The following is a 13,167-nucleotide window of genomic DNA, read 5'->3' as shown; positions in this document are numbered from 1 at the left end:
CAATGAAAGAGCAAACGATTGAACATTTTTTAACTGAACTTTCTGCGAAAAAATCTACACCTGGAGCAGGTGGTGCAGCGGCTTTAGTGGCTGCATTAGGTTCTGCTTTAGGGAGTATGGTTGGAAATTTTACTATTGGAAAGAAAAAGTATCAAGCCGTTGAGACTGAAGTAGAAAAAATAGTTGATGAATTAGAACAAATTAAATTGAGATTAGAAGAGTTGATTCAAAAAGATGCAGAGGCTTTTTATCCTCTAGCACAAGCTTACAAGTTGCCTAAAGAAACACAATCCGAAATAGAGTATAAAGAAAACGTAATAGAAGAAGCATTGGTAGGAGCTTCAGTCGTTCCAATTGAAATAATGGAAAATGCTCTGAGAGCGATCGAATTGCTTGAGCAACTATCAAAAATTGGAAATACGATGCTGATTGCAGATGCTGGAACTGGAATCGTTTTTTGCAAAGCTGCTTTAGAAGGGGCTAGTTTAAGTGTTTATATCAATACGGCTTCAATGAAAAATAAATATAAAAAAGAAGCATTAAACCAAGAGGCTAATCAGCTATTAGAAAAAGGAACAATCCTTGCAACCAACGTTTACCAAAAAATCAGTCGTTCATATAAATCATAAAAGTACTAAAAGTTTAAGAATAGAAAGAGGGATTTAATGACAGAAAAAATAGAAAAACAAGCATTACGAAAAAAAATGATTTCTTTACTCAATAGTATTTCTGCTGAAGAAAAAGCAGAAATTGAACTAAAACTAGAAGAAAATTTATTTAGGTCAAGCGAATGGAAATCAGCCAAGCGAATAGGTGTGACGCTTTCCCAAGGATTTGAATGGAATACATTGGGAATCATCAATAAAGCTTGGAAAGAAGGAAAAATAGTTTGTGCTCCAAAGTGTGTTCCAGAGCATAAAGCCATGATTTTTTATGACTTTACAAGTACGGAACAATTAGAAAAAGGTTTTCATAATCTAATTGAACCGAAACCTGCACAAACCAAAAGAGTAGAGAAAGCGGAGATTGATTTAGTATTGGTTCCAGGATTGATTTTTGACGAGAAAGGTTACCGAGTCGGTTTTGGTGGAGGGTACTATGATCGTTTTTTGAAAGACTTCCCGAATCATACGATAGGACTTATCTGCTCAGAGCAAGTAACCTCAGCTCTTCCAATAGAACCTTTTGATATCCCAGTTCAGAAAACAATAACGGAAAAAAGCTCGTTATAAAAAATAAACCCAAAAGACAGCTTTGTCTTTTGGGTTTATTTTTTATAATTGATTTTATTTTGATAAATCAACACCTAAATAACCATCGAATAAATCAAATAGTTCCGGATGTTTTTTTTTCAAAGAAACAGGTCGATTTTTCTTGTCTAAGAAACAATGTTTGCTTTCCCCAGTCGTCCGCAATTCTCCGTTAGTCTTATCTAAAATTTGATACGAGATCGTTAAACGAATGCCATTAAAGGCTTCAATCTTAGGTATGATGTAAACACGGTCGTTGTAATGCACCATTGATTTATAGAGACATGCAATCTCTAAAACAGGAACAATAATTCCGAGTTTTTCCATTTGATCGTAGCCAAAGCCCATTTGATCTAATAAATTAGTTCTAGCTTCTTCAAACCAACGGATATAATTTGAATGATGAATAATTCCCATCTGATCCGTTTCATAATATTGAGCAAGATGTTCGTACAAGTCGAAAGTTTTTTTCATATCGCGTTTCAGTCCTTATGATTGTTTACCAGTATGATAGCATAAGTAACGCCTTTTTTGTTCATAAAAAGGAGAATAGCTAGTTAAGTTTCATTAGCTGGTGTTCTCAGTGAGCTATTCATAGTATACTTCTTGATAAAAGAACGTTCAAAAAAAGTGATAAGCTAAATTTTTTAAAGGAATGTAACAAAGGAGAGAACCTATGCGATTATTACATACAGCAGACTGGCACATTGGGAAAATTGTCAATGAAATGTCGATGTTAGAAGACCAAGAATATTTTCTTGATCAATTAATTGAAAAATTAAAAACAATACAGGTTGACGCTTTAATCATGGCGGGAGATCTATATGACCGTGCGATGCCATCAAAAGAAGCAGTAGCCTTAGCGAATAAAGTCTTAACAAGACTGATACAAGAAGTTGATCTTCCAGTTTTGATCATAGCAGGCAACCATGATAGTAATGAACGAGTAGAATATGGTGCAGACCTTTTAGCAACCAATCAGCTCTACATTGAAGGAACCGTCAAAGAAGTGACAAGAAAAGTAACTCTTAAAGGTGTTAATTTTTATTTGTTGCCTTTTGCAGATTATGCTTATATAAGAGAGTTGTTGCAAGACGAGTCAATCAAAAGTCTAGAAGATGCCACAAGGGTTCAACTAGAAGCTATCAAAAAAGAAATGGACCTTTCAGAGATCAATGTTTTGATCGCACATGGATACGTCATTAATTTAACCAATGATACTTCTGAAACAACAGATTCAGAACGACCTTTAAGTATTGGAACGGCTGAATACGTAAGTGTAGAGCTATTTGAAGATTTTGATTATGTAGCGTTGGGCCATTTGCATAAGGCTCAAAAAGTAAAGCATGATCGTATCCGTTACAGCGGATCGATATTAAAGTATTCGAAATCAGAAGCAGTGCACAAAAAACAAGTATCTCTAGTGACGTTAGAAAAAAATCATGTTGAGATTGAACCAATTTATATTGAACCTAAACGAGATATGCGTATCATAAAAGGTTTTTTTGCTGCATTAATGGAACAACATTCAGACGATTATGTGTTTTTTGAATTACTGGATGAAAATTTCGTTATGGATGCAATGAATCAACTGCGCCGTCGTTATCCAAATGCGATGGGCTTGGAGTATGCGGCTCGAAAAGAACGCGAAGAAAATGCATCAATTATGCATCAAGAACACTTGAAAAAATTATCAGTCCAAGATATTTTTGATGATTTTTATGCCCATTACAAAGAAAAAGAGTTAACTGTCGAACACAAAAGTATCATTAACAATATTTTGCATGAAATGGAGAGTGGGGAGTAACATGAGACCGTTAAAATTAGTTATGAATGCTTTTGGACCTTATAAAGAAAAAGTTGTGATTGATTTTACTCAAATTCATCAACAAACACTCTTCTTAGTAAGTGGTCCTACTGGGGCAGGGAAAACTACGCTATTCGATGCTATTGCTTACGCTTTATATGATGATGCGAGCGGAACAAGTCGTGGAAAAGATTCCTTTAAATCACAATTTGCTACAGATGAAGTGCTCTGTTTTGTAGAATTAGAATTTGAACTAGCGGGTAAAAAGTATTTTATTAAAAGAAGTCCAGTACAAAAGGGACCTGGCAAAAATGGAAAGTTGAAAAACTGGTCTTCAGAAGTGGAATTTCATCATGATGGCACAGTTACCACCAAAATTAATGAAGCAAATAAAGAAATCCAGGAATTGCTGTCATTATCGTACGAACAATTCAAACAAATCGTTATGCTTCCTCAAGGCGAATTTAAAAAGATGTTGGAATCTAACAGTGCAGATAAAGAAAAGATTTTTCGGAATATTTTCCAAACAGATAATATCAAAGAATTTCAATCGATTTTAAAAGAAAAGGCCAGCGAACTAAAACAAGAAATCAACCAAAGTGAAAGTACTTTACAACAATTTGTCGGAATGATTCCTGAGCACTCTAACGACATTTTAAATGAAGCTGTTGCATACTTCGATATACCAACGATTATAAAGGAATTGGGTCATGTAGTTGAAAGTTATCAAAAAAAAATTGGAGTCATTGAAAAAGAACTCGCAACATTAGATGAGAAATATCATAGGAATCAACGAAAAATAGAGTTGTTAACTGTTGTAGATTCTTTAGAAAAAGAAAAGAATTTATTGGATGACAGTAAAGAAATAATTGAAACCAAACGTGTGAATTTAGCGCTTACAAAAAAAGCAGAAGATTGTTTGGAAGTAAAACGGCAACTGGAAAAAATCGTTAATGAGAAAGAGGGCATTGAAAAAGAAGAATATGAAGAACAACAGAAGTTAATTGAAACAGTAGCTCAAATAAATGAAACAGGAAAAAATGATATGGCTTTACAAATAGCTTATCAACAATTGCCGAATCAGAGAGAAGCATTGATTCAATTGAAAGAACAAGAAAAATTACTGAGTGAACAAGCAGCCAAATATGGTAGGCAAGCTGATTTAAAAAAAGAAAATGAACAACATCTACAGGCGATTCAATTACTGAAAAGCCAAGCCGATACAGTGGAAGAACAATTAAAAAAACAAGAACTTGAACTGAAAGAAATCCAGCAGGCAAAAATAGACATGTTGGAGAAACAGCGCGAAGCAAGTCATTTACAGCAAAGACAATACGAAACTAAAAAACACCAAGAGTCTTTAATTGAGCTCAGTGTGTTTTTAGAAAAACAAGCAGTTAAAGCGAATGAATTTAGAGAAACAGAAAATCAATATACTCAAATAGAAAGGCACTACCAAGAACAACGGTTGATTTATAATCGAAATATCGCTGGTGTTCTAGCGAATGATTTAGAAGAAGATAAAGCATGTCCTGTTTGTGGATCGCTTGATCACCCCGCTCCTGCGACAGTGTCATCAGACACGATTTCAAAAGAAATGCTAGAAGAGTTGGAAATACAAAAAAATGAAGCGAGTATGAAGTTTGATCGGATCTCTATTGAATTACAAGGGTTAAATAAAGCTATTCATTCTAGTGAAGAAAACTTAGCTATTCGAAAAAATGACGTACAAGAAGAATTGAATAAAATTGAACACCAAGTATCTGATGAAAATAAGCAACAGCAGCAATTAACAACAGAATTAGCTGATTTGCAGAATAGAGTAAATACAGAAGGGGAAATCGAGAAGAATAAACAAGAAAAAGTACTTCAAATAAAAGAAAAAGAAGCAACTAGTCAAAAACTTCACTCTCTGGTTCAATACAATAAAAAACGAATCGATGAATTGACAATCGAAATTGAGTTGTTAAATGAAACTGTAACAGAAACGGATTTATCAGTTTTGCATAAACAAATTGAAGAAAAAACAAATGAAATCACACAAATTGAAAGTGACTACATTGAAGCTCAAGAAAAGAAAATTCAGCTAGAAAAAATGTTGACCCAGTACCAGACGAGTACGAAATCTTTAGTAAAACAAGTACAGAATCTACTTGAACGAGAGTCTGAGATGGAAGAAAAATTTAAGCAACGATTAGCGTTAAACCATTTAGAGGATACTTTTGAAAGCTATTTAGTAAACCAAGAAACTAAGCAACAATGGGGAGAAGAAATAGAATCTTTTGATAAGAAGAAATGGACGAATCAAACAAATATCAAGGAACAAAAAAGATTGCTTGAAAAAGAAGGCGCCACTCAATCCTGTGAAGTGTATACACTGGATAATCAAGAAATTGAACGTGAAAGTAGATTGTTGAAAGAACAACAACATGAACAGATTGGAACGAACAAAACTGTACAATCGATTCTTTCTCAAATTCAACTAAACCATCATGCAAAAAAGGATCAACAAGAGGAATACCTAATGTACAAAGAGTTATCTGAAATGGCCAATGGATCAAAAGAAACAGATTATATTTCATTTGAGCGATATGTTTTAGGGATTTATTTTGAAGAAATCATTGAAGCAGCGAACACACGATTTACTCAAATGACGACTAATCGTTACTCGCTTATCCGCAATAAAGAAAAAACAAAAGGTGCAGGACCTAAGGGATTGGATCTAGACGTATTTGATAATTATACTGGCATGAAAAGAAGCGTTAAAACCTTATCGGGTGGAGAAAGTTTTAAAGCGTCTTTAGCACTAGCCTTAGGTTTAAGTGATGTAATTCAAAATCATAGTGGAGGAGTCAGTGTAGATACTTTATTCATTGATGAGGGTTTTGGAACGCTAGACGTGGATTCATTAGATAGTGCGATTGAAACATTATTTGAATTAAATCAACGTGGTCGATTAGTAGGAATCATTTCTCATGTTGAAGAGTTGAAAACGAGAATACCCGTTCATATTGAAGTAACAAAATCTTCTAGAGGAAGCCATGCTACTATAAAAATCTGAAATAAGAGGCTGGGACAAAATCCCAGCCTCTTATTTATATACACGACTATTCACTTTAAAACATGCTCCAAAACAGACCCGGCATCCACTTTGTCATGGCTGCAGTTGCTTTAGCTACGTACAGACATGATACACGTAGGCGCAAGCTTAAAGTGCTTCTATATCATGCTCGATGGTCGATGACCATACTACGCTTATTCTCTCCAGTTGCCCTAGCTCTTGCGGCTTTAGTCGTTTAGAGATAAGGTATGCGTTAGAAGATTCGGGTCTAAACGCTTTTTGTCCCACTCTCATATTGTTTTCATTAGACTTATGATAATAATAACTGAGGTTTAGTCTGTTCTTCAGAAACCATTAAAAGGTAGTCCATTAACGAACCCGAATAAAGTTGTTCAAATATAGAAAGTTGACTTAAATCTTCAGGTGTAACAAAATGCGGCTCTTTTTCAAATGTATGAATGCCACTTTCGTCAAGAACGGATGCTACAAATTGTGAACAAAAATAAGAGTCGTTCCTATCGAAATCAATATTTAAAGCTAAAGTAACTAAACCAATTAAATTATAGCGGTAAATATCTTTAGTCTGATGATAAAAAGACAGCAATTCAACGAGATTTTTATATTGTTCTTCGGATACTTCACATGTATAAATAGCACATTGGGCTCTTGAAAAATAGTGACGAGACAAGTCTTCTTCTACAAAACCACCCCAAAAAGGGTTATGCGCATACTTACGACCAAAACTGTAAGGCTTTAATAATGAAGGTTCCAAAGCAATGGAAGCATGATTATACGTTGCTTTTGTGTACAATTTAATAGCTTTTGAAAAAACAGTGTTTGTATCGGTTAACATAAGGTAAATTTTCATTATAAGACCTTCTTCTCTTTCATTTACTATCGTGACAAATTAGGCAAGCTAATTTTACAAATAAAGAATAATATGTATTTTTGAATTTGTTTTTAGTATACATGAAAAATATTTTTTTCTATAGTATTAAAAAACTAAAAGTCAAAGAAAGTATGTCACAGGAGGATGAAAACGATTGCTGAATACGCTTTTTTAAAAATTTTTAAAGTAAACGTTGTTATATCAAGGCGTATCGTTTGTAAAAGAAAGAATAAAGAGGTAGAATTTTGTATAGACAGAAATCAAATCTTAATTAAATACTCATGCTTATTTAATAAATTGAAAGAAAGGATGGTTGGAAATGGGAGAAAGAAAACTAATTCCGATTGTAAGTGCTGCAGATAATAACTATGCACCTTATCTAAGTGTCACTCTAAAAACAATTTTAGACAATCTTTCCAGTGATTACGACGTAGCATTTTACATTATTGATGATCACATAACTTCTGAGAGTAAAGAAAAATTAGAAGAAAGTATTTCCAATCACACGGCTACAATTGATTATTTAGAAGTGGATTCAGAATTGTATGCCAACGTTATGGAGAGCGACCACATTACACAAACAGCTTACTATAGAATATCATTACCTGATTTATTAGAAGATAAACATTATGAAAAAGTATTGTATATCGACAGTGATGTTTTAGTATTAGATGATGTTTCAAAACTATATGAAACGGATATAGGAGATAAAGTTGTTGGTGCTGTAATTGATCCTGGACAAGCCTTGGTGCATCCTAGATTAGGGATTGAAACAGAAGATTACTACTTTAATTCTGGCCTGTTGTTAATGGATTTGCCTAATTGGCGGAAGGCAAAAATCACTGAGAAAACATTGACGTTTCTTGAAGAACAAACAGATAAGATTATCTATCATGATCAAGATGCCTTGAACGGAACTCTTTATGAGAAGTGGTATGCACTTCATCCAAAATGGAATGCTCAAACTTCCTTAGTATTTGAAAGGCATCAACCACCGAATGATTATTACGCTAAAGCTTATAAAGAAGCTGTTAATCAACCATCCATCATACATTTCACAGGACACGATAAACCATGGAATTCTGATGAATACCATCCGTATACAAAAAAATATTTAGAAGAATTAAAAAAAACACCTTTTTATGATGAAGCAACTAAAAAAGATGCTGTTAATTAGACTAAATAATGCAATTAGAAGAGTTGCTCTTCTACAAATGGATACTTGTCTTGTGCATTTTAGATACCATAGACAAGATAAGTACGAAACAAATTTAAGGAGGAATTACCAATGGTTGAACAAAAAAGTATCTCAATTGTCTCATCGAGCAATGAAGCATTTGTACCACACTTGGCAACACTCTTTCTTTCACTATTAACAACGAAACAACCACATACAACTTTTCACTTTTATGTGATTGATGATAATATTTCTCTTCGTTCAAAATTTTTATTGAATCGCACAGTAGGGGAATACAATGCAAGAATCAGTTATGTCACAATTGATCCTGCTGAATTTTCAGGAGCAGTAGAAAGCGATCGGATTCCACAAACGGCTTACTACCGTATTTCAATACCGAATCTGTTAAAAGAAACTAAGCGTGCTATTTATATGGATTGCGATATGATTACGCTAGAAGATATTGAAGCACTTTGGAAAGTTGATTTAGGAGATCAATTACTAGGAGCAGTTGAAGATGCTGGGTTCCATAATCGATTAGAGAAAATGGGAATTGAGAGCGAAACAGATCTTTATTTTAACTCAGGTCTTATGGTTATGGATTTAGAAAAATGGCGTGAACAGGGAATAACTGAACAAGTCTTAGCTTTCATTGAAAATAATCCTGAAAAATTAAGGTTTCATGACCAAGATGCATTAAATGCTATCTTACATGATAGATGGTTAGAACTGGATCCGCGTTGGAATGCACAAACGTATATGATGTTGCAGGAAAAAGAACACCCAACCATACAAGGACAATTAAAATGGGATGAGGCAAGAGAAAATCCTGCTGTTATTCATTTCTGTGGACATGCTAAACCTTGGAATGCCGATTCTGACCATCCGTTTAGAGAACAGTATTTTGATATTCGTGAAAAAACATTCTTCCCAGTGGAAAAAGAAACCAAATTGCTTTAATTAGACAAATGAATTTAACTATATGGAAAAAAGGCTGGAATGCTATTCCAGCCTTTTTACGTATTTCGATGTAGCCAGTGCAACTTTTTTGAGTTTAGTTGTGTTCGTTAATAATGGTCATTTGACAGTAAATGAATAGTGATACAACTAAAAAAATAGAGGTACATAATCGACACTAGTGAGCAGAATAAGTGTATTCATATTCCTAATCAAATATAATAGAAAAGAATAAATGAATTAGTTACTAGAAGCTCGAATAGTAAATAAATTGTACGAAAAGTATACTTGCTTATTGGTATATGAAAAGTAAGAGTAGGAGGCATTGTTGTATGAGTAGTATTAAGTGGGTTTCACAGTACATCCAATCAAATAAGGTAAAAGCTTTAGTGGGAATAGTTATGGTGGTCATTGTCGCGGTACTAAACATTGTTTCCCCATTGATTGGGGGAGAAATTGTCGATCGAGTCATTGTGGATGCACAAAGCAATCTTTTAGTTCCGTTGTTAGCCTTAATGGTCGGCGCAACAGTGTTGCGGACAGTATTAAGGTATGTGTATCAGATTATGTTTGAACAGATAGGGCAAGACGCTATCTACCAAATGAGAGAAGCCTTGTATAAAAAACTTCAAGAACTTGATTTTGCTTTTTTCAATAATACACGCGTAGGAGATATTATGGCTCGGATGTCTGGAGATACGGATGCCATTCGTCATGCCATTTCATGGTTGTCTTATAATGTTCTAGACAATCTTTTGTTGTTGGTCTCAGCAATCATAGTAATGGGATTCATAGAATGGCGATTAATGCTGGCATTATTAATTGTTACACCTTTTATAGGGATACTAACGGTTCTGTTGTCAGGAAAAGCCAACGCTGTTTACTATGAAATTCGAGAAAGTTTTTCGAGATTAAATTCAATGGTTGAAGAGAATGTTAGTGGAAATAAAGTGATTAAAGCTTTTGCAAGAGAAGATTATGAGAAAGAAAAATTTGATCAATATAACGAAGACTATAAACAACGAAATATGGATTCTGCTAATGTAACAAGAACCTATTTACCACCATTAGAAACACTTGCAGGTCTTTTATCAGTCATTACGATAGGATATGGTGGATTTTTAGTCATCAGTGGGTCTATGAGTTTGGGTGATTTGGTTGCGTTTAATGGTTTTATATGGATGCTAAATTTACCAATGCGTAATGTTGGTTGGTATGTGAATGACTTGCAACGGTTCATTGCTTCTTCTTATAAAATCCGTGAAATGTTAGCAGCTAAGCCGATGATTCCTATTGAAGAAAAGGAATCTGCTGAAACCATTCAAGGTATTGTTGAATTTCAAGATGTTTCATTTTCTTTTGCGGATGATCCTGAAACCCTTGTTTTGAGCCATATTTCATTAAAAGCTAAGCCAGGTATGACTATTGGGATTCTAGGAGAGACAGGTTCGGGTAAATCAACTTTGGTTAACCTTATCTCACGTTTCTTTGACCCTACTGAGGGAAGAGTATTGATTGATGGAATAGATGCAAAAAAATGGAATGTTAGAGAGTTGAGAAGTCACATTGCAATTGTTATGCAAGATGTCTTCCTATTCTCCGATTCGATTCAACAAAATATTTCATTTGGAACTCCTGGAGCAGATCTCGAGCGTGTTCAAAAAAGTGCACGAGTAGCAGATGCTGATCCATTTATCCAGGGTATGCCTGAAAAGTATAATACGTATTTAGGAGAACGCGGTAGTGGATTATCTGGAGGACAACGGCAGAGAATATCTTTAGCACGAGGGCTGATGAAGGACCCGTCTATTTTAATTTTAGATGATACAACTTCTGCTGTAGATATGGAAACAGAAGTAAAAATCCAACAGGGATTAGGCGAGATAATGAAGGAGAAAACAACTTTCATTATTGCTAATCGAATATCCTCTGTAAAATCTGCTGATGAAATTATCATCTTATCTAAAGGAGAAATCATCGAAAGAGGAAATCATGCTTCTCTACTAGATAAAAAAGGCTATTACTATAGAATTTATCAGAAACAATTAGGGCAATCTGATGAAGAGGAGGTAGAAACAAATGGAGCAGACTGAAAGTTCAATTGAACAAAAGAATAAACAAGTAAAAAATACGAACCTATTAAAAAGAGTCGGTAAATATCTTGCACCATATAAAAGTGGATTTTTAAAACTCTTTTTCGCGATTCTGGTTTCGAATGTTGTTTTAGTTTTAGGACCTTACTTTACAAGTATTGTTATTGATGAAACAATTCCTACAAAAAACACAACACAATTGATGTGGATCATTATTTTGTTTTCGTTGGCGCAGTTATTTGGCGGCTGGTCTTCAAGATACCGGATAAGAAACATCACTTTATTGGGACAAAACGTGTTAAAGGATATGAGAACCGATGTTTTTGTCCATTTGCAAAAGCTACCATTTTCTTTCTTTGATAGTCGTCCTCATGGGAAAATCGTTACCCGTGTCGTAAATTACATTAATTCGCTAAGTGATTTATTGTCTAATGGTTTAATCAATGTCTTATCTGACGTCATGAGTTTAGTTGTTACATTAGCGATAATGTTTACCATGGACGTTCGATTAACGCTTTATAGCTTTATCTTACTGCCAGTTTTATTTGTTGTAACTTTAGTGATTCAAAAAAAACAACGTGAAGCATATGAAGAAGTCAGTAGCAAACAAGCAGGATTAAATGCTTATATTCATGAAAGTGTTGCTGGAATCAAGGTTACCCAATCATTTACGCGAGAAAATGTTAATAGAGATATTTTTTCAGAAGTGAGTGAAGATCAGCGATCATCTTGGATGCATGCAGTGAAAATTCAATTTTTGCTTGCGCCATTTATTCAAAACATTGCTACTCTAACCATTTCAATTATTTATTTTGTTGGATTAAATGGACTAGGAATAGATGTATCTACCGGTATATTGATTGCCTTTATTGGTTATGTTAATAACTTTTGGAATCCCATGATCAATATTGGTAATTTTTATAACAGTCTAGTAACGGGTATGGTTTACTTGGAACGTATTTTTGAATTACTGGACATTGAACCAGAAATTCAAGATGAACCGAATGCCTTTGAATTGCCTCCTATCCAAGGATATGTTGTGTTTAATGATGTAACATTCGGGTATAAAAAGGACCAACCAATCTTTGAAGATCTTTCGTTCCAAGTTCGTTCTGGAGAGACTATTGCGCTAGTTGGTCCGACTGGCGCTGGTAAATCGACTATTATTAATTTAATGACTCGTTTTTACGATATAGATTCTGGTGAAATTTTAGTAGATGGGATCGATATTCGAAAAGTAACCTTAAATTCATTAAGAAATGAAATAGGCGTGATGCTCCAAGAGACATTTATCTTTTCTGGAACCATTCTGGAAAATATTCGTTTTGGTAAGTTAGACGCTACTGAAGAAGAAATCATACGTGCTGCAAAAATCGTCCGAGCACATGACTTTATCATTGCTTTGAAAGATGGCTATCGTACCGTTGTCAAGGAACGCGGCAGCACATTATCTGCTGGACAAAGACAGTTGATTTCATTTGCTCGTACCTTGCTAGCTGATCCTAAAGTACTCATATTAGATGAAGCCACTTCCAGTATTGATACCCAAACAGAAATCTTGTTGCAAGAAGGTTTAGATCGCTTATTGGAAGGCAGAACAGCATTTATTATTGCACATAGGCTGTCAACAATAAAAAACAGTTCGCGTATTTTTTATATTGCAAATAAGAAAATTCAAGAATCAGGTAGCCATGATGCGTTAATGGCTGAAAAAGGATTGTATTACCAGTTGTATTCAACTCAAGCTGAATTGTTGAAAAAGATGTAATAAGGTAAGTGTATCCACAAGTAAATGAACGAATAAAATACCGAAAAAGCCAATAATGTAAAAAGGAGGGACTAAGTTTTTTTAGTCTCTTTTTTCTAGCTCAAAATTCCAATGTTTAAAATAGGTTGAAGCGAAAATGGTAATGAATGCCTTATTTTTCAGGTG

10 protein-coding genes are annotated in these 13,167 nt (G+C 34.3%); 8 read left to right on the top strand and 2 right to left on the bottom strand.

Annotation, left to right across the window (positions count from 1 at the left end):
- Positions 1-2 precede the first annotated feature (2 nt).
- Both BLT48_RS06345 and BLT48_RS06340 read left to right on the top strand, forming a co-directional pair.
- The gene (locus BLT48_RS06345; protein WP_035020187.1) at positions 3-629 is read left to right on the top strand and encodes a cyclodeaminase/cyclohydrolase family protein; all 627 of its coding nucleotides are present in this window, start codon (positions 3-5) and stop codon (positions 627-629) included.
- Between the two features lie 36 nt (positions 630-665).
- The gene (locus tag BLT48_RS06340; protein ID WP_035020186.1) at positions 666-1,232 is read left to right on the top strand and encodes a 5-formyltetrahydrofolate cyclo-ligase; all 567 of its coding nucleotides are present in this window, start codon (positions 666-668) and stop codon (positions 1,230-1,232) included.
- Between the two features lie 54 nt (positions 1,233-1,286).
- On the opposite strand, the gene BLT48_RS06335 is transcribed toward BLT48_RS06340, so the two are convergent.
- Entirely contained in the window at positions 1,287-1,724 is a 438-nt protein-coding gene (locus BLT48_RS06335) for an acyl-CoA thioesterase (protein ID WP_035020185.1), read from the bottom strand.
- 202 nt (positions 1,725-1,926) lie between these two features.
- On the opposite strand from BLT48_RS06335, the gene BLT48_RS06330 reads away from it, so the two are divergent.
- Both BLT48_RS06330 and BLT48_RS06325 read left to right on the top strand, forming a co-directional pair.
- Positions 1,927-3,057, top strand: a complete 1,131-nt coding sequence (locus BLT48_RS06330; RefSeq protein WP_089976307.1) for an exonuclease SbcCD subunit D — start codon at positions 1,927-1,929, stop codon at positions 3,055-3,057.
- A 1-nt stretch (position 3,058) separates the two neighbouring features.
- Positions 3,059-6,118, top strand: coding sequence for an AAA family ATPase (locus tag BLT48_RS06325; RefSeq protein ID WP_035020182.1), 3,060 nt, complete (start codon positions 3,059-3,061; stop codon positions 6,116-6,118).
- A gap of 310 nt (positions 6,119-6,428) precedes the next feature.
- On the opposite strand, the gene BLT48_RS06320 is transcribed toward BLT48_RS06325, so the two are convergent.
- Entirely contained in the window at positions 6,429-6,986 is a 558-nt protein-coding gene (locus tag BLT48_RS06320) for a hypothetical protein (protein ID WP_089976303.1), read from the bottom strand.
- 340 nt (positions 6,987-7,326) lie between these two features.
- Here BLT48_RS06320 and BLT48_RS06315 point away from each other — a divergent pair, with 340 nt between their 5' ends.
- The 4 genes from BLT48_RS06315 (at position 7,327) to BLT48_RS06300 (ending at position 13,002) form a co-directional block, all read left to right on the top strand.
- Positions 7,327-8,184, top strand: a complete 858-nt coding sequence (locus tag BLT48_RS06315) for a glycosyltransferase family 8 protein (RefSeq protein WP_035020178.1) — start codon at positions 7,327-7,329, stop codon at positions 8,182-8,184.
- 111 nt (positions 8,185-8,295) lie between these two features.
- Complete coding sequence (locus BLT48_RS06310; protein WP_035020176.1) at positions 8,296-9,144, top strand: glycosyltransferase family 8 protein; 849 nt, start codon at positions 8,296-8,298, stop codon at positions 9,142-9,144.
- A 329-nt stretch (positions 9,145-9,473) separates the two neighbouring features.
- Complete coding sequence (locus BLT48_RS06305; protein ID WP_089976300.1) at positions 9,474-11,234, top strand: ABC transporter ATP-binding protein; 1,761 nt, start codon at positions 9,474-9,476, stop codon at positions 11,232-11,234.
- Complete coding sequence (locus BLT48_RS06300; protein ID WP_089976297.1) at positions 11,221-13,002, top strand: ABC transporter ATP-binding protein; 1,782 nt, start codon at positions 11,221-11,223, stop codon at positions 13,000-13,002. Before BLT48_RS06305 ends, BLT48_RS06300 begins: the two co-directional genes overlap by 14 nt.
- Positions 13,003-13,167: the final 165 nt, after the last annotated feature.

The sequence above is a fragment of the Carnobacterium viridans genome (genome assembly GCF_900102725.1).
GTDB lineage: Bacteria > Bacillota > Bacilli > Lactobacillales > Carnobacteriaceae > Carnobacterium_B > Carnobacterium_B viridans.
This window is presented reverse-complemented; position numbering and strand designations above follow the sequence as displayed.

What these genes read in the sequence shown, in the direction of transcription:
- BLT48_RS06305 (WP_089976300.1), top strand. Translation starts at nt 9,474, where the DNA reads ATGAGTAGTATTAAGTGGGTTTCACAGTACATCCAATCAAATAAGGTA.
- BLT48_RS06345 (WP_035020187.1), top strand. Translation starts at nt 3, where the DNA reads ATGAAAGAGCAAACGATTGAACATTTTTTAACTGAACTTTCTGCGAAA.
- BLT48_RS06315 (WP_035020178.1), top strand. Translation starts at nt 7,327, where the DNA reads ATGGGAGAAAGAAAACTAATTCCGATTGTAAGTGCTGCAGATAATAAC.
- BLT48_RS06340 (WP_035020186.1), top strand. Translation starts at nt 666, where the DNA reads ATGACAGAAAAAATAGAAAAACAAGCATTACGAAAAAAAATGATTTCT.
- BLT48_RS06310 (WP_035020176.1), top strand. Translation starts at nt 8,296, where the DNA reads ATGGTTGAACAAAAAAGTATCTCAATTGTCTCATCGAGCAATGAAGCA.
- BLT48_RS06335 (WP_035020185.1), bottom strand. Translation starts at nt 1,724, where the DNA reads ATGAAAAAAACTTTCGACTTGTACGAACATCTTGCTCAATATTATGAA.
- BLT48_RS06320 (WP_089976303.1), bottom strand. Translation starts at nt 6,986, where the DNA reads ATGAAAATTTACCTTATGTTAACCGATACAAACACTGTTTTTTCAAAA.
- BLT48_RS06325 (WP_035020182.1), top strand. Translation starts at nt 3,059, where the DNA reads ATGAGACCGTTAAAATTAGTTATGAATGCTTTTGGACCTTATAAAGAA.
- BLT48_RS06330 (WP_089976307.1), top strand. Translation starts at nt 1,927, where the DNA reads ATGCGATTATTACATACAGCAGACTGGCACATTGGGAAAATTGTCAAT.
- BLT48_RS06300 (WP_089976297.1), top strand. Translation starts at nt 11,221, where the DNA reads ATGGAGCAGACTGAAAGTTCAATTGAACAAAAGAATAAACAAGTAAAA.